Here is a 14,899-nt window from a genome sequence, read left to right on the forward strand (position 1 = left end):
CCCTACTCCTTGGTGATGAACTGATTGTTAAAATACTTTAAGAGTTTGCGCCACTGCCCATGAATACGGCCATTGTCCCCAGCGATTCCGCGCCCCAAGAGATTGCGATCGCCGCTGAACCCCTTCCCAATGATCCAGATACCTTTCAACCCTACGATCCAGTGGCCATTGATGCCTACTATCGGCAGCGCCCTTTACTGGTGTTTAGCCGCTGGCTGCGGATTCTCTGGCCGGTGTTTTGGCTGCTTTTTAATCGTTGGTGGGATAGGATCACAGGCCAAGCTCAGCAAAATCAGCGCAAGCGGGCGATCGCCCTGCGGGAAACCCTAACCCGCCTTGGCCCTGCTTATATCAAAGTGGGACAAGCCCTCTCCACCCGTCCAGATCTCCTTCCTGCCGTCTATCTAGAGGAATTGACAAAACTCCAAGATCAGTTACCCCCCTTCCCCAATGAAGTGGCCTTTCAGTTTATTGAGGAGGAACTGGGCGCCCCCCCCAGGGAACTCTTTGCTGAACTCAGTGATCATCCCATTGCCGCGGCTTCCCTGGGACAGGTCTATCGCGGCAAACTCCCCAATGGCGAAGAGGTGGCCGTTAAAGTGCAGCGCCCCGGCTTGGCAGAGAGTATCACCTTAGATATTTACATTCTGCGGGGGGTGGCCTATTGGGCAAAACGCCTGATCAAGGAAATTCGCAGTGATTTAGTGGCCATTCTCGATGAATTTGCCAGTCGCCTCTTTGAGGAAATGGACTATACCCAAGAGGCGCGGAATGCCGAACGCTTCGCCCGTCTCTATGGTCACCTGACCGATGTCTATGTGCCTAAAATTTATTGGCAATACACGCGGCGGCGGGTGCTGACGATGGAGTGGGTAACGGGGGTCAAACTGAACCAACTGCCGCAAATTCAGGCCCTGGGAATTGACCCGCGCTACATGGTGTACGTGGGGGTGCAGTGCTCCCTACGGCAGTTGCTCGAACATGGTTTTTTCCATGCAGATCCCCATCCGGGAAATCTGTTGGCCATGCCCAGCGGCAAACTGGCCTATCTCGACTTTGGCATGATGAGTGAAATTGCCCCGGAGCAGCGCTATGGACTTCTGAATGCAATTGTTCATATTGTCAACCGTGAGTATGAGAGTTTGGCCTACGACTATGTGAAATTGGGGTTTCTGTCGCCAGACACCAATCTGGAGCCGATTATTCCCGCTTTGGCCTTAGTTTTTGAGGATGCCCTGGGGGCCAGCGTCTCAGAACTGAATATCCAACGCATTTTCGATCGCCTCTCAGAGGTGATGTATGAGTATCCCTTTCAAGTGCCCGCCTATTATGCCTTGATTGTGCGATCGCTCCTGACCATGGAGGGGATTGCCATGGGCGTTGACCCCAACTTTAAGGTGCTCAGTGCTGCCTATCCCTACATTGCCAAGCGACTGCTCACGGATCCTGCCCCGGAGCTGCGTACGAGTCTCACGAACCTGCTCCTCAAGGATGGTCAGTTTCGCTGGACGCGCCTAGAAAATCTGCTGCGCAATGCCCGTGAGAGCCGTGACTATGACTTTAATGTAGTCCTGGAACAGGCTTTGGATTTTCTCTTTTCGGAGCGGGGAGCCGAGTATCGCGATCGCCTAGCGGATGAAATTGTCAAGAGCCTTGACACTTGGGCACGGACGACGATGGGGCAATGGAACCTTGCGCAACTCTTACCCCTAGTCGGCCGCCCAGTACCCGCAACGGCCAGTTCCAACATCATCAGTGAAGCCAATGCCCTAGAGCATTTGCGCCGCATTTTCAGCATTTTGCAGGATACCCCCGGTTTTGATTGGGGCAAAGTTATCCCTGCGATTCTGCGGATTATTGTGCGCCCAGAGGTGCAGCAAATGGGTCAGCGCATTGTCAACGGCCTCCTGCAACGGGCGATCGCTCGCTTGATCCGGGAGATGTTGCTGGCGGACTCGCAGCCGGCGCTACAGACGACGACTCTGTCTCGCTAGGTTCTGGGGATACAGCCGGTGGTGTTGCCTCAGGGGGCGGGGAAGTTGGTGCAGGGGTCACTTCTCCAGCGGCTGGGGGTGAAGCCTGATGAGCCTCAGAGGGGTTAGGCTCTCCTTGAGGGAATGCTGCTGGCGGGGGCGTTGAAGGGGCTGGCGCGGGGGATTGCTGGCGGGGGGGTGAAGCAGCGGGCGGGCACACCTCAGGACGATACTCAAAGGCAAAGGTGATTGCCAGGGCTTGATATTTGCCTGTGGCCTCAAAAGCTTGCTTTCGTACCTGCTCTAGGGCCGCCTGATCCAAAAGGGCAGAGCCACTACTGCGAATAATCTGGGGATTGCGGGTGAGCAAGCCCGTTTCTGGGGCGGCATTTGCCGGAAGCAATTCACCTTGGGGAGTGACTACCACTGCAACCGTTGTTTCCCCTTGTAGGCGATCGCCACAGGCCTCCTGAGGATAAAAGTCCGCAATCCGCTGCGCAAAATTCACTTGGATATCTGTCGTATTCAGCGTTGAGCGCGTTTCATTAAACCAGCGGGACAAAGCTGCTGCTGCTGCCGCTGTTGTACGGGCGATCGGCTCATTCGGTGGGGATGTAGGAGTCGGTGAGACCAGTTCTGGAGCAACGGCAACATCTTCATTGGGGCTGGTGGGGATAACCGGTAAGGGGCGGGTGGGCGGGGGCAATTGCCACAGGGGGGGCAAAGGCTGCACAGGAGTTGGATTCGGTAGCGGTGGGAGTGCCGTCAATGGCGGCAAAGGGGGGTAGCGGCGCCAAGGGGGCAAAGGAGAGGGGAGGAGGCTCAATGGCTGTGAATGGCAACGGCGGTGGTGTGGTTGTGGCCAGGGGCGGCAGTTCTGTAGGCAAGAGGGGTTCGATAGACGGTAAATCCGCTTCTAGTTCTGGAGAAAGACTGACCAAGGGCACCAGTCGATCATTGGCCAACTCTGGGGGTGTGGGTTCGGGGACACGCACAAAGGAGAGGATAACGGCGTGCAAAAGAATTGAACCGGCGATCGCCAGCCGGTTTGACTCCCACACTGGCCATTGAGAAACCCTCTGCCAAATCGGTTGAATGGGTAACCGCAACATACAAGAACTCCACACCCGTGAATATCCATGACGATTTTATCTTGGCTGATTATTCCTAATGCCAAGGGAAACTTGCTACGATAAGCGAATAATGCTGTCCCAATATGGCTGGCTGCCAATACTGGCCCTATCAGTGATGTCCACCCAATTTCAAGAAGTTGAAGTTATACTCAATCGTTTTTTTGTAAAAAATCTCACTCAACTAGATCTTACGTTTCATGAATACCAATGCCAATTTACTCAAGTGCCAGAACAAGGTAGCGAGCAGAAAGCTATTTCCAGCGTTTGCTACAAACTAGGAGTTACTGCTGTTCGACTAGGGAGCCGCATTATCACGAGGGAGCCCATTGACCCTAGGAGAATGCAAACTCAGGATTGGCAGTTACAGCAAATAGGATATAGAGAACTGAGCTGTCAAAACTATCACGAAAGGCAGGCTATGGAATCCTTTGAAAGAAAAATCCTAGAGGAAAAGTTAAAACGATTTAATAAAACCGCAATCGAAAAAGACTATGAATTAGGGTTGATTTGGTGGATTTCTAGTCAAGAAGGATTAGAAAAAATAGGTCATGGCTGGCAAGTACATAGAGGCAGACAAATTGATCTTATAATAGAAACAGATGGAAAATTATACTTACAAATTGATATTCATCATCGGTTTTATACTCCATTCACACTTGAGTGGTGGCTAACTGAATATCCTGATATTCAACTCAAGTACGTGCGGAATACTTACGAAAACAAGACAAACTGGCTCTTTGAAGGCCTTTCGGACAAACGTCCAAATGAAATAAAAATAGAAGAGCTAGGAGTGAGTGTAGCAGAGTATCACCGTAAAAAGGGAGCAACTGAACAAGAAATAAATGAGTCACATGTTGTAATTGTTAAGAAAACTAGCGGCTACACGGCTAAGCCAATACTTCATTTGTCTCAAAGATTATCACCGATTCTGACAATGGAAATATTGGCGCAAATTGCTGCGCAAAGAGGAGAAGAAAGTGAAATTCAAAATGTTTTTGACTACATCAAGAAAGATATTAACTCGCGTTTACAAGAATCGCAAAAAACAGCGAAATTTATTTTCGAAAATATCTATAATCTCAGTAGTCAACCAGAGATAATGAAAGTTAATGGCTTTGTCATGCCTCGGGCAAAACTATTAGCTCGAAATAACAAAGAAATCGATAAAACAGCTAAAATCAGAATTCTCGGCTGTGCTAGGATTGGTGAAACCCAATTTGGTTGCCTAAATCTTTTTGAGAATCAACCTGAATGCCCAGCGGAAGTACGCAAATGCCTGCTGGACATAGCAAGAAGCAGTGGCACGCAGATACAAATAGACTCCTGTTTTACAGGAAGTGACTATCCAAAAGATGATCTAGCTCAACAAAGATTCTGGCAACAATGGGCTGCTCAAGGAATTAAAACCGTTTTAGTAGTGATGCCTTGGTCACCCCATGGGGAGAAAACAAGGCTACGAATTCAGGCATTAAAGGCAGGAATCGCTACTCAGTTCATGATACCAACACCCCAGGCTAATCCCTACAAAGCTCTCAATGTTGCCTTGGGACTGTTGTGTAAAGCTAAGTGGCAGCCTGTCTATCTAAAACCATTAGATGATTCTCAAGCTGCGGACTTAATTATTGGTTTTGACACAAGTACAAACCGAAAGCTGTACTATGGTACGTCTGCTTTTGCAATTTTAGCCAATGGTCAAAGCTTGGGTTGGGAGTTACCAGATATACAACGGGGAGAAACTTTCTCTGGTCAATCAATTTGGCAAATTGTATCTAAGCTAGTGCTTAAATTCCAAGATAACTATGGTTCCTACCCTAAGAAGATACTACTGATGCGCGACGGGCTTGTTCAAGAAGGGGAGTTTGAACAAACAATCAAAGAACTGACTCACCAGGGGATTGATGTCGATATTCTAAGTGTCCGTAAAAGTGGCTCAGGGAGGATAGGACGTGAATCTAATTCAGGCAATACCGAAATAACCTATCATGACGCTGAAGTGGGCACTGTAATTTTTTATTCTGAAAGTGACTCATTTATATTACAAACCACCGAGGTCATCAAGACAAAAACTGGCCCCCTTGGCAGTGCTAGACCTCTGCGGGTTGTGCGTCACTATGGCAATACACCTTTAGAGCTACTGGCTTTGCAGACCTATCACTTGACTCAGTTGCATCCTGCCAGCGGATTTAGCTCCTGCCGACTGCCTTGGGTACTGCACTTCGCCGATAAAAGTAGTAAGGAGTTTCAGCGGATAGGTCAGATCAGCCTTTTGCAGAATATTGATCGAGAAAAGTTAATTGCTGTTTGAGAAGAGAATAGATTTTAATCTATCAAAATATAGGAAAAAATTGAAATACCCTATGCAGTCTACCCAAGGGCAAGCAGAAGCCTCTTAAGCGGGCAATTAGCCTCTGGGGAGATGATTATCTTTAGATAAAGTTCTATGAATTAAGCGATTTGTATTGATCTATCTTGAGTTGAAAGGGGTATCAGGCACTTAAAATTAGATTTGATAATACGATAAACTAGAAAATATTATCAATCGTTATATTGTCAAAAGAAACCCCTCACCCTATGCTTGTTTTAGAGATAAAGAGACGGTGATTAACGTCACGATAACAATCGGCTATCCCGTCATTATTTTCTGTAGCGATCGCCCTGATTGCAACTCTAGCTTGTGTACTGCTTACCCTTATTCTAATTTAGGAGAGCTGACTCATGCCAATTGCTGTGGGAATGATTGAAACGCGCGGATTTCCCGCCGTTGTCGAAGCCGCAGACGCAATGGTAAAAGCCGCTCGGGTCACCCTTGTGGGCTATGAAAAAATAGGGAGTGGTCGGGTCACCGTGATTGTCCGTGGCGATGTTTCTGAAGTGCAGGCCTCAGTGGCTGCCGGGGTTGATTCTGCCAAACGTGTCAATGGCGGAGAGGTGCTGTCCACCCACATTATTGCCCGTCCCCACGAAAACCTTGAGTACGTCTTGCCCATTCGCTATACCGAGGCAGTGGAGCAATTCCGAAACTAAAGGGTTTGGCAGTTTGGTAGAGTTTTCAGTTGCATCGCTTATCAATCCTCTCGTCCTTTTAGTTCTTGACTTTTTGACGTTTAGGAGTTATTGCAATGGCAATTGCCGTCGGTATGATTGAAACCCTTGGTTTCCCCGCAGTGGTAGAAGCCGCAGACGCAATGGTGAAAGCTGCTCGCGTTACCCTTGTGGGCTATGAAAAAATCGGGAGCGGTCGGGTCACCGTGATTGTCCGTGGTGATGTTTCTGAAGTGCAGGCTTCGGTGGCGGCGGGGGTCGAAAACGTGAAACGTGTCAATGGGGGCCAAGTGCTCTCCACCCACATCATTGCTCGTCCCCACGAAAACCTTGAATACGTGCTGCCGATTCGCTACACCGAAGCGGTGGAACAATTCCGCGAAAGCGTTAGCGGTATCCGCCCGATGGGTCGCCCATAGTGAAGATCGCGCGAGTGTGCGGCACCGTTACCAGTACTCAAAAGGAAGACACCTTAACGGGAGTCAAGTTTCTCGTCTTGCAATATTTGGGTGAGGACGGCGAATTTTTACCCGACTACGAAGTGGCTGCGGATACGGTTGGTGCAGGGCAGGATGAGTGGGTATTGGTAAGCCGAGGCAGTGCCGCCCGCTGTATTATCAATGGCACCGACAAACCCATTGACGCAGCCGTTGTCGCCATTATTGACACCGTAAGTCGGGATAATTATTTGCTCTACAGCAAACGTACCCAGTATTAGCATTGGAGACTTCTCCCTATGGCGGTTCAAAGCTATGCGGCCCCTCCGACGCCGTGGTCTAGGGATTTAGCGGAGCCAGAGATTGCCCCCACGGCTTACGTTCACTCCTTCAGTAACCTCATCGGCGATGTCCGCATCAAAGATTATGTTCACATCGCTCCCGGCACCTCCATTCGTGCCGATGAAGGAACGCCCTTCCACATTGGCTCCCGCACCAACATTCAAGATGGTGTTGTGATCCACGGCCTGCAACAGGGGCGGGTGATTGGGGATGATGGCCAGGAGTATTCTGTCTGGATCGGTGATAATGCCTCAATTACCCACATGGCACTGATCCACGGCCCTGCCTACATTGGCGATGGCTGTTTTATTGGCTTTCGCTCGACGGTGTTTAATGCACGGGTTGGCGCGGGCTGTGTGGTCATGATGCACGTCCTCATCCAGGATGTGGAAATTCCGCCGGGAAAATACGTGCCTTCGGGAATGGTGATCACGACGCAGCAGCAGGCGGATCGCCTCCCCGATGTGGAAGAGTCAGATATCCACTTTGCCCAGCACGTGGTTGGCATCAATGAAGCACTGCTATCGGGGTACCAGTGTGCTGAGAATATTGCCTGTATTGCCCCGATTCGGAATGAACTCCAGCGTCAAGCAGACCCACCCACTCTACACGTTGAAATGCTCACCGGGGAAAAGAATACCATGACCGCAGATTACGGGACCCATGTCCGCCAATTGCTACAGCAGGGATACCAAATTAGTTTGGAATATGCTGATGCACGGCGGTATCGCACTAGCTCTTGGCAAAGTTGCCCGACGTTGACAGGGCAGCAGGAGTCGCAAGTGATGGCGGCGATCGCCCAACTCCTCAAGGAGCATGAAGGGGAGTATGTGCGCCTGATCGGTGTCGATCCCAAGGCCAAGCGTCGCGTTTTCGAGGAAATCATTCAACGCCCCGGTCAAGCACCTGTGGTTAGTCGCCGTAGCTCTCGTCCCAGTGCCACGGTGAGCGCAGCGCCAGTGGGCTCCTTGGATGCTTCGGTTGTGGCTCAGGTGCGGCAGTTGCTTCAGCAGGGCTACCAAATTGGCACAGAGCACGCCGATGCCCGTCGCTATCGCACCAGTTCTTGGACAAGCTGCGCTCCCATTCAATCCAAACAGGAGCCCGAGGTGTTGGCTGCCCTTGAAGCCTGTCTTAAGGAACATGCGGGTGAATATGTGCGTCTCATCGGCATTGATCAAAAGCAGAAGCGGCGCGTCCTGGAGCAAATTATTCAGCGCCCGCAGGGACCGGTGGCGATCGCCACAAAAGCACCCACCCCAGTGGCTACTAGTCATGGCTCCATCAGCTCTGACGGCAATGAGACTCTTCTCAGTGCCGATCTCGTGAACCAAATCCAAGACCTATTGCGCCAAGGCTGCCAAGTCATCACCGAGTATGCCGATCAGCGTCGCTTCCGTACCAGTTCTTGGCAAAGCGGCATCAAAATTACCTCTGCCCAGCAAATCAATGATCTGAGGGCTTTTCTTGCTGAGCACCAGCGGGACTATGTCCGCCTTGTGGGTGTCAATCCCCAAGCCAAGCAGCGGGTCCTGGAAACCATGATTCACCGTCCCAATGGCAAAGCTGCCGGCAATGGCACGAGTACCCGTGGTCAAGGGTTTGCACCGCCTCCAACTGCTTCTGGTCAAGGGAGCACCCCCACTCATGGCCTCAGTCAAGAGGTGATTGAGCAAATCCGGCACCTCCTGCAACAGGGCTATACCCTCGCCCTAGAACACGTGGATGCCCGTCGCTACCGCACCAACTCCTGGCAAAGTGGCCCCCGCATTGAGGCCAAAAATCTTCATGAAGCCCTTGCTGCAATTCAGGCCTGCCTCCAAGAATACCGTGGCGAGTATGTGCGGCTGATTGGTATTAATCCTGTCGGCAAGCAGCGGGTGGCCGAAATCCTACTCCAACAGGCTGCTAAGTAGCTCCTCCCCGTGAGGTGCCCCCATGCCCCTGCCGCCCTTAGTCCTGCCCCCTTCACCTGCGGTTCGCATTGTGGGTGATGTGGTGGTGGATCCCCAAGCCGTTTTGGCACCGGGGGTGTTGCTTTGGGCAGAAGCAGGGGCTTCGATTCGGATTGCCGCAGGGGTCTGCATTGGCATGGGTAGCGTCATTCATGCCCACGGCGGCACCATCGCAATTGGTGAAGGGGTCAACATCGGTGCGGCAGTGCTACTGATTGGGGCGGTGACCGTTGAACCCCATGCCTGTATTGGCGCCAGTACCACGGTGATGCAAACAACGATTCCGGCTGGTGCTGTGGTGGCCGCCGGTTCTCTGCTTGGGGATCGGAGTCGTCGTTGGCCCCCCCCCGCAGCAACGAGTCAGCCCCAACAGAGGGCTGTTTTCCCTGAAGATCCTTGGCAAGAGCCACCAACAACTGCCCATCCTGCAGAGAATTCCCCCCCAGAGCAGCAGGATTCTACCGCCTCTCCCCCTAGCCATCAGGAAGGTCCGGCCGCTACCCCACCAGAGACAAGCACGGCGACAAGGCCTAAGGCCAGCGTGGTCTATGGTCAAGCCTATGTGAGTCAGATGTTTGCCAAGATGTTTCGGGTAGCGCCCATCCCCCCCACGGGGGATAATCCTGCCCTAGGAAGTCAGTAACGCAATGGTTTCTACATGAGCCGTTTGCGGAAACATATCGAGGGGCTGAATTTTTGCCAGTTGATAGGTACCGCTACCGCAGAGGTGAGCCAGATCCCGTGCCAAGGTGGCGGGGTGACAACTGACATAGAGAATGCGTGGCGGACGGTTGTGGAGAATGGCGTCAAGAACGGCGCGATCGCACCCTTTACGCGGTGGATCAAGAAGCAGCACATCCCCGGCCTGATCGTACTGGGGCAGCCACTCCTCTGCCTTGGCACAGACAAAGTGAGCATTGTTAATGCCATTGTGTTGGGCGTTGGCGATCGCCTGCTGTACCGAGGCAGAATGCACTTCCACACCAATGACTTCAGCCACAGCGCCCGCAAGGGGTAGGCTCAGGGTCCCCACACCACAGTAGAGATCCACCAGTCGTTCCCGACCCGTTGGGGCAATCCAGTCTCGCAGGGTGGTGACCAGTTGCTCCGCTTGGGCTGTGTTGACTTGAAAAAAGGTGGTCGAGGCAATCTGAAACCTCACCCCTGCCATTTCTTCCCAAAGGTAGGGCCGCCCGGCCAGCACCTGTGTCTCGTCGCCAAAGATGCGATTCCCCCCTTGATGATTGAAGTTGACACAGACCCCCACCACCCCTTGAAACTGCTGTAACCAACCTTCTGCCTCTGCCTGTAAACCAGCGGGCAATGGCCCGGCAAGCACAAGGGTAATGAGCTGCTCCCCTGTGCGCTGACCGATGCGCAAACCAAGGTGGCGCAACCCCGGTTCATGGGTCTGTTCGCTGTAGATCGGCCAGGGTTGTAATGCTTGCTTCAGGGCAGCCAGGAGGGGATTGAGGCGGGGATCCTGCACCGGACATTGATTGAGGTTTACAAGACGGTGGGAACCTTTTTGGTAATAACCAGCAATGACCTTTCCCCGCCGCCGACCGAGGGGGTAGGTTACTTTGTTGCGATAGCCAAAGGGATGAGGGGCAGGGACAATGGGCAGGAAGGCCTGTGGTTCTAGATGGCCAATGCGGGCGATCGCGTCCTTCACTAGTCGTTCTTTGGCCGCCAATTGAGCTGCATAGGCCACACACTGCCACTGACAGCCGCCACACTTATCGGCAACAATACAGCTTGGGCGCACCCGCTGTTCTGAAGGCTGCACCACCTCCAAAACTTTGCCGTGGGCATATTGTCGCTTGACGTGGGTCAGTCGCACCCGCAGGCGATCGCCCGGAACCGTATCGGCCACAAAGACCACCCGATCCTGCCAGCGTCCTACCCCCTCCCCCGTGTGGCTTAAGGAGTCAATCCCGAGCTCAATAGTGGCACCCTGCTGCCAAACGCTCATCAATTTAGGTCTAAAATCACTAAACGTTAGGGATAAGTTAAGGAGAACCAGCAAGCTCTATTTTCGCTGCTATACTGCTAGCGGTGCAATCCGACGTTTGTACCGACGTTTCTACTGAAGTGATTTTGGAGTCGATCCCCTATGCTGAAGCGCCTTTCACCGTGGTTACTGGCACTGGCCCTCCCCGTAGGTGCCCTTTTCACCCCCCCTGCCAAAGCAGCTAACGTGGTTTCCCTCACCTATGGTCCTTTTCAGCGCTCCTTCCCCATGTCAGAGCTAGAGGAATTTGTGTCCACCCAAGAAGCAACAGGTCAATTGCGAGGATTGATGCGGCTGGTTCCCAAAGATAACCAAGCCAAGCTCCTTGAACTCTTGAGTATGCGGCTGCCCTTTAATGTTGTGCAAACCGATCAAATTCTAGCCAGTCCCATTGGCAAAGATTTACTCAAACAATTTTCTCAGGTCACAATTCGCCGTGATCAAGCCGGGGAAGTTGCCCTGCGGGGTGCTCTGCTCACTGCCGCTGCTTCCCCAGAAGGATTGAGCATGATGTCGTTTTTGAAAAACTATCCTGGTGAAACCATTAACTTGGATTTGCGCAAGCTCAACCAAATGCTCACGAAACAAGATGGCATTATGAGCATGCTCGGGAAATTACGCCCATAGCGCCAAAGCACTGACTGAGATTCAAAATTAACAATTCAGGTGCAGGGGTAAGGAGACTCCTGCATTTTTTCATGAGCTACTCCTGTTCTCGCAGCCACGTCCACCAGCGATTCAAGGGGGCATAGAGCAAGGGTGCCCAAAGACTACTCATAATCGCTGAGCTAAGCGCTACTTGCCGATGGTGCTGCCAAATCTCCTCTAGGGGAAAGCCACTGCCAAGGGTCATTTGGATTGCGATGATGGTTTGCTGCAGGATGGCCATGGCAAAGGTAATCAGAGCAACGGAAATAAAATCCTCAGAAACAAAACGCTGCTTTTGCATCAGGGCAGTCAGCCCCCCCACCAAAGCTAAGCTGACTGCGTGGCTAGGATGAGCACTGACCAAGCCATCTTGAATCCAGCCGAGGGCAATACCCGCCAGTACCCCTTGACTCCAGGGTCGCTTGACACTCCACACCACCACCCAGATTAAAAACCAGTCCGGCACCAATAGATGCAAGTTAGGTAAGTGAATAAAGCTCAGCAGGGCACAGAGTCCCACAGAGCCAAGGGTAATCAGCCAGTTGAGACTAGTTCGGGGTAAACGTGTCTGTCGGTTCAGCATAGGGAATGACGGTCACCCATTCAAGGCGATCTAAAGGGGCACCGAGAATGACGGTGGCATGGGGACGGGTGGGATCGCTGAGTTCCACCGATTGCACCTCACCAATGGGGATGCCTGCTGGATAAAGACTACTCAGGGCGGAGGTGTAGAGAACATCCTTGGGCTGTACCTTCGGGTCTTTCTCTAAAAACTCGACAATCACCTGCTGGTTGAGTTGTCCCCGCAGAATCCCCATCTGCCGCGTTCGACCAACCACGACCCCCACGCGACTGGCGGGATCTGTCAGTAACATCACTCGGCTGGTATTGGGAGTGATGCTCGTGATGCGGCCAACAAGACCACCGTTGCCCACCACCACTGAGCCAAGGGTTAAGCCCTGACGAGTGCCTTCCCCCAAAAGGAGCGATCGCCACCACTGATCGGAACTGCGACCAATCACCGGCACAATGCGGCCCTGCAAATGGGGGAGCATCGGTGCATTCAGCATTTGCCGCAACCGTTGGTTTTCCGCCTGAAGCGCAGCTAATTGCTGCTCCAGTTGCCATGTGCGGGCTTGAATCAGGGCTTGCTGATTGTCCACTGCGCCTTGAAAGGGCAAACTGAGAAGGCGGTAGAGTTCACGAATCGCTGCCCCATTGGTCTCGCGCAAAATCCAAGCAGTTGTGAGTACTAAAGCGACAAGGCCAAGGCTACCTGCATATCGTCCCCACCAGCGCAGCAGAAAAGCCATAGCTCCTTAACCAATCACTGCCGGTTGTGTAGAAAAGACCCGAGCCAAGTCCTTGAAATTTTCCAGGACGCGACCAGTTCCCATGACCACACACCGCAGGGGATCCGCTGCCACATGGACGACAATGCCCGTTTCATGGCTAATCAGGGTATCGAGACCCCGCAGCAGGGCACCACCGCCCGCCAACATAATCCCGCGATCCACAATGTCTGCCGCCAGTTCTGGGGGTGTGCGCTCAAGGGTACGCTTAACGGCTTCAACAATGGCTGAGAGTGGCTCCGCCATGCTTTCGCGAATCTCCTCTGCTTTGACTACAACTGTGCGTGGTAGGCCAGAGAGCTGGTGCAGGCCCCGCACTTCCATGGATTCCGAGTCATAGCTGTCATTGGGATAGGCAGAGCCAATGCGAATCTTGATCTCCTCAGCCGTGCGTTCGCCAATAATCAAGTTGTGTACTTTTTTCAAATATTGGACAATCGCGTCAGAAATTTCATCCCCAGCCACCCGGACGGATTCACTCAAAACGGTACCCTGTAAACTGAGAACCGCCACTTCAGTCGTGCCACCGCCAATGTCGACAATCATGTTGCCCGTTGGTTCTTCCACTGGTAAACCTGCCCCAAAGGCAGCGGCGACGGGTTCATCAATCAAATACACCTCCCGCGCCCCCGCACCCCGAGCAGCATCCTCAATGGCACGACGTTCGACACCGGTAACACCACTGGGAATACCAATCACCACACGGGGGGCAAACAGATTCTTGCCGCCGTGCACTTGGCGCATAAAGTGCTTCAGCATCAGTTCGGCACGTTCAAAATCGGCAATCACACCATCCCGCAGTGGACGTACGGCCACGACATTCCCGGGTGTCCGACCCAGCATTCGCTTCGCTTCAGCACCAACGGCAAGGGGTTGTTTGGTGTTTTGGTCAATGGCGACAACGGAGGGTTCCTCTAAAACCACACCGCGTCCGGATACATAAACCAGTGTGTTGGCTGTCCCCAAGTCAATGCCAATATCTCGTGATAGCCGACTAAATAATCCCACGATGGTGTACCCCTTCTTTGAATCCTGTTGGTTTTAGCAGTGCTGTTACCAAAAAACGTGATGGCAAGATTGTATTATGTTTTGTTTGGAAAATCTCGGTGGGTTCTCCCTCTGTCGCGATTGTTGGCTAAGGGGATGACTCTTAATTTCTTGGCTCATATTCCTTAGCTGACGACCCCAAAGTAAGCTATTGATTGACAGCATCTTCTTCATCAGGGTCACTCAAGGCCATGCCATTGGCTTCACGCCGAAAGGTTTGCTGCTGCTGCTGGGTGACTTCGATACCGACGGCGATCGCTTCCTTGAGCCGTTCTAGGGTCGCCTGCCAGCGCTCCTGGGTGGTCTCTGAGAGGCGATCGCGATATTGCTCAAAACTGGCAGTCATGTCTTCGAGCAGTTCGGGTAGGGCATCAGCGGATTTGCGGAGCAGTTGTCGGGTTTCTTTACCAGAGCGGGGAGCAATCAATAGTCCCACGACTGTGCCGATCGCACTCCCTAGGAGCAGACCTCCCCAAAAGGCACCACCGCCACCCTGTTGCTGACTCATCGCTTTCTCCTTCGTAGGCGGCTACCATACCACCCTATCCAGCTTATCAAGGTTAAAAATAGACGGACATTGCGCCGTTGCTGATTCCATTTTGGCAATTGCGATCGCAGGTCGGCGACACCCCGCTGACCAATGATAATCACTTCAGGCGCACCGCCTAAAACCCTATGGGTACTGCGTTCTGCATTGAGTAGGGCACGGGACACCCCCCGTAGGATTTGCCGCAACTTCACCAGCTGCCATGCCAGCCATAGGGCGCCCAGGGCAATCAGGCAATTGCAGCCAATCACAATCCAAACCATGCGCGGTGTCGGGGGCATTGACGTTCACAATGATGGAATGATGGGTTGATCTTTTCATAGCACCTGCGCAAGGAAAAAGGAAACCTGTAACTTTAGTCGCGGGTGCTTTGCAGATGGCCACACCGTAGTTTACTAAAGACAGCAGG

16 protein-coding genes are annotated in these 14,899 nt (G+C 52.5%); 8 read left to right on the forward strand and 8 right to left on the reverse strand.

Going from position 1 to position 14,899, the window contains the following annotated elements; translation table 11 throughout:
* The first annotated feature begins 59 nt into the window (after nucleotides 1-59).
* The gene (locus tag Q0W94_RS09100; protein ID WP_297758098.1) at nucleotides 60-1,994 is read left to right on the forward strand and encodes an AarF/ABC1/UbiB kinase family protein; all 1,935 of its coding nucleotides are present in this window, start codon (nucleotides 60-62) and stop codon (nucleotides 1,992-1,994) included.
* On the opposite strand, the gene Q0W94_RS09105 is transcribed toward Q0W94_RS09100, so the two are convergent.
* Together Q0W94_RS09105 and Q0W94_RS09110 are read right to left on the reverse strand one after the other, a co-directional pair.
* On the reverse strand, nucleotides 1,897-2,706 hold the full coding sequence (locus Q0W94_RS09105; protein WP_297758101.1) for an energy transducer TonB: 810 nt from the start codon (nucleotides 2,704-2,706) through the stop codon (nucleotides 1,897-1,899). The genes Q0W94_RS09100 and Q0W94_RS09105 overlap by 98 nt on opposite strands.
* A complete protein-coding gene (locus tag Q0W94_RS09110) occupies nucleotides 2,630-3,085 on the reverse strand; it encodes a hypothetical protein (RefSeq protein ID WP_297758103.1) in 456 nt (151 codons plus the stop codon). The genes Q0W94_RS09105 and Q0W94_RS09110 overlap by 77 nt, the downstream gene beginning before the upstream one ends.
* 136 nt (nucleotides 3,086-3,221) lie before the next feature.
* Here Q0W94_RS09110 and Q0W94_RS09115 point away from each other — a divergent pair, with 136 nt between their 5' ends.
* The 6 genes from Q0W94_RS09115 to Q0W94_RS09140 all read left to right on the forward strand — a co-directional run bounded on the left by Q0W94_RS09115 (nucleotide 3,222) and on the right by Q0W94_RS09140 (nucleotide 9,525).
* Nucleotides 3,222-5,411, forward strand: coding sequence for an argonaute PAZ domain-containing protein (locus Q0W94_RS09115; protein WP_297758106.1), 2,190 nt, complete (start codon nucleotides 3,222-3,224; stop codon nucleotides 5,409-5,411).
* A 410-nt stretch (nucleotides 5,412-5,821) separates the two neighbouring features.
* Nucleotides 5,822-6,130 carry a carbon dioxide-concentrating mechanism protein CcmK gene (locus Q0W94_RS09120; RefSeq protein WP_011056791.1) on the forward strand — a complete coding sequence of 103 codons (309 nt, stop codon included), beginning with the start codon at nucleotides 5,822-5,824 and terminating at the stop codon, nucleotides 6,128-6,130.
* A 95-nt stretch (nucleotides 6,131-6,225) separates the two neighbouring features.
* Nucleotides 6,226-6,567 carry a carbon dioxide-concentrating mechanism protein CcmK gene (locus tag Q0W94_RS09125; RefSeq protein WP_011056790.1) on the forward strand — a complete coding sequence of 114 codons (342 nt, stop codon included), beginning with the start codon at nucleotides 6,226-6,228 and terminating at the stop codon, nucleotides 6,565-6,567.
* Nucleotides 6,567-6,866 carry a EutN/CcmL family microcompartment protein gene (locus Q0W94_RS09130; RefSeq protein ID WP_149817455.1) on the forward strand — a complete coding sequence of 100 codons (300 nt, stop codon included), beginning with the start codon at nucleotides 6,567-6,569 and terminating at the stop codon, nucleotides 6,864-6,866. The genes Q0W94_RS09125 and Q0W94_RS09130 overlap by 1 nt, the downstream gene beginning before the upstream one ends.
* A gap of 18 nt (nucleotides 6,867-6,884) precedes the next feature.
* The gene (locus Q0W94_RS09135) at nucleotides 6,885-8,843 is read left to right on the forward strand and encodes a ribulose bisphosphate carboxylase small subunit (protein ID WP_297758110.1); all 1,959 of its coding nucleotides are present in this window, start codon (nucleotides 6,885-6,887) and stop codon (nucleotides 8,841-8,843) included.
* A gap of 22 nt (nucleotides 8,844-8,865) precedes the next feature.
* A complete protein-coding gene (locus tag Q0W94_RS09140) occupies nucleotides 8,866-9,525 on the forward strand; it encodes a hypothetical protein (protein WP_297758113.1) in 660 nt (219 codons plus the stop codon).
* On the opposite strand, the gene rlmD is transcribed toward Q0W94_RS09140, so the two are convergent.
* Nucleotides 9,511-10,857 (reverse strand): 23S rRNA (uracil(1939)-C(5))-methyltransferase RlmD, encoded by a 1,347-nt coding sequence (gene rlmD / locus Q0W94_RS09145; protein WP_297758117.1) that lies wholly within the window; start codon nucleotides 10,855-10,857, stop codon nucleotides 9,511-9,513. The two genes, Q0W94_RS09140 and rlmD, sit on opposite strands and share 15 nt — an antisense overlap.
* Before the next feature lie 141 nt (nucleotides 10,858-10,998).
* Here rlmD and Q0W94_RS09150 point away from each other — a divergent pair, with 141 nt between their 5' ends.
* A complete protein-coding gene (locus Q0W94_RS09150) occupies nucleotides 10,999-11,523 on the forward strand; it encodes an alpha/beta hydrolase (RefSeq protein ID WP_297758120.1) in 525 nt (174 codons plus the stop codon).
* A 76-nt stretch (nucleotides 11,524-11,599) separates the two neighbouring features.
* Here Q0W94_RS09150 and mreD read toward each other — a convergent pair whose 3' ends face one another.
* The 5 genes from mreD to Q0W94_RS09175 form a co-directional block, all read right to left on the reverse strand.
* Entirely contained in the window at nucleotides 11,600-12,127 is a 528-nt protein-coding gene (gene mreD, locus Q0W94_RS09155) for a rod shape-determining protein MreD (protein WP_297758123.1), read from the reverse strand.
* Nucleotides 12,093-12,857: a rod shape-determining protein MreC gene (gene mreC, locus Q0W94_RS09160; RefSeq protein ID WP_297758126.1), complete on the reverse strand. Its 765-nt coding sequence runs from the start codon at nucleotides 12,855-12,857 to the stop codon at nucleotides 12,093-12,095. The genes mreD and mreC overlap by 35 nt, the downstream gene beginning before the upstream one ends.
* Nucleotides 12,858-12,863: 6 nt before the next feature.
* Complete coding sequence (locus tag Q0W94_RS09165; protein ID WP_315863061.1) at nucleotides 12,864-13,904, reverse strand: rod shape-determining protein; 1,041 nt, start codon at nucleotides 13,902-13,904, stop codon at nucleotides 12,864-12,866.
* Nucleotides 13,905-14,091: 187 nt separating this feature from the next.
* Complete coding sequence (locus Q0W94_RS09170; RefSeq protein WP_297758129.1) at nucleotides 14,092-14,451, reverse strand: YtxH domain-containing protein; 360 nt, start codon at nucleotides 14,449-14,451, stop codon at nucleotides 14,092-14,094.
* Nucleotides 14,448-14,771, reverse strand: coding sequence for a hypothetical protein (locus Q0W94_RS09175; protein WP_297758132.1), 324 nt, complete (start codon nucleotides 14,769-14,771; stop codon nucleotides 14,448-14,450). Before Q0W94_RS09175 ends, Q0W94_RS09170 begins: the two co-directional genes overlap by 4 nt.
* Nucleotides 14,772-14,899: the final 128 nt, after the last annotated feature.

It is taken from the genome of Thermosynechococcus sp., from assembly GCF_025999095.1.
Lineage (GTDB): Bacteria > Cyanobacteriota > Cyanobacteriia > Thermosynechococcales > Thermosynechococcaceae > Thermosynechococcus.

What these genes read in the sequence shown, in the direction of transcription:
- Q0W94_RS09100 (WP_297758098.1), top strand. Translation starts at nt 60, where the DNA reads ATGAATACGGCCATTGTCCCCAGCGATTCCGCGCCCCAAGAGATTGCG.
- Q0W94_RS09110 (WP_297758103.1), bottom strand. Translation starts at nt 3,085, where the DNA reads ATGTTGCGGTTACCCATTCAACCGATTTGGCAGAGGGTTTCTCAATGG.
- Q0W94_RS09115 (WP_297758106.1), top strand. Translation starts at nt 3,222, where the DNA reads ATGTCCACCCAATTTCAAGAAGTTGAAGTTATACTCAATCGTTTTTTT.
- Q0W94_RS09120 (WP_011056791.1), top strand. Translation starts at nt 5,822, where the DNA reads ATGCCAATTGCTGTGGGAATGATTGAAACGCGCGGATTTCCCGCCGTT.
- Q0W94_RS09125 (WP_011056790.1), top strand. Translation starts at nt 6,226, where the DNA reads ATGGCAATTGCCGTCGGTATGATTGAAACCCTTGGTTTCCCCGCAGTG.
- Q0W94_RS09135 (WP_297758110.1), top strand. Translation starts at nt 6,885, where the DNA reads ATGGCGGTTCAAAGCTATGCGGCCCCTCCGACGCCGTGGTCTAGGGAT.
- Q0W94_RS09140 (WP_297758113.1), top strand. Translation starts at nt 8,866, where the DNA reads ATGCCCCTGCCGCCCTTAGTCCTGCCCCCTTCACCTGCGGTTCGCATT.
- rlmD (WP_297758117.1), bottom strand. Translation starts at nt 10,857, where the DNA reads ATGAGCGTTTGGCAGCAGGGTGCCACTATTGAGCTCGGGATTGACTCC.
- Q0W94_RS09150 (WP_297758120.1), top strand. Translation starts at nt 10,999, where the DNA reads ATGCTGAAGCGCCTTTCACCGTGGTTACTGGCACTGGCCCTCCCCGTA.
- mreD (WP_297758123.1), bottom strand. Translation starts at nt 12,127, where the DNA reads ATGCTGAACCGACAGACACGTTTACCCCGAACTAGTCTCAACTGGCTG.
- mreC (WP_297758126.1), bottom strand. Translation starts at nt 12,857, where the DNA reads ATGGCTTTTCTGCTGCGCTGGTGGGGACGATATGCAGGTAGCCTTGGC.
- Q0W94_RS09170 (WP_297758129.1), bottom strand. Translation starts at nt 14,451, where the DNA reads ATGAGTCAGCAACAGGGTGGCGGTGGTGCCTTTTGGGGAGGTCTGCTC.
- Q0W94_RS09175 (WP_297758132.1), bottom strand. Translation starts at nt 14,771, where the DNA reads ATGCCCCCGACACCGCGCATGGTTTGGATTGTGATTGGCTGCAATTGC.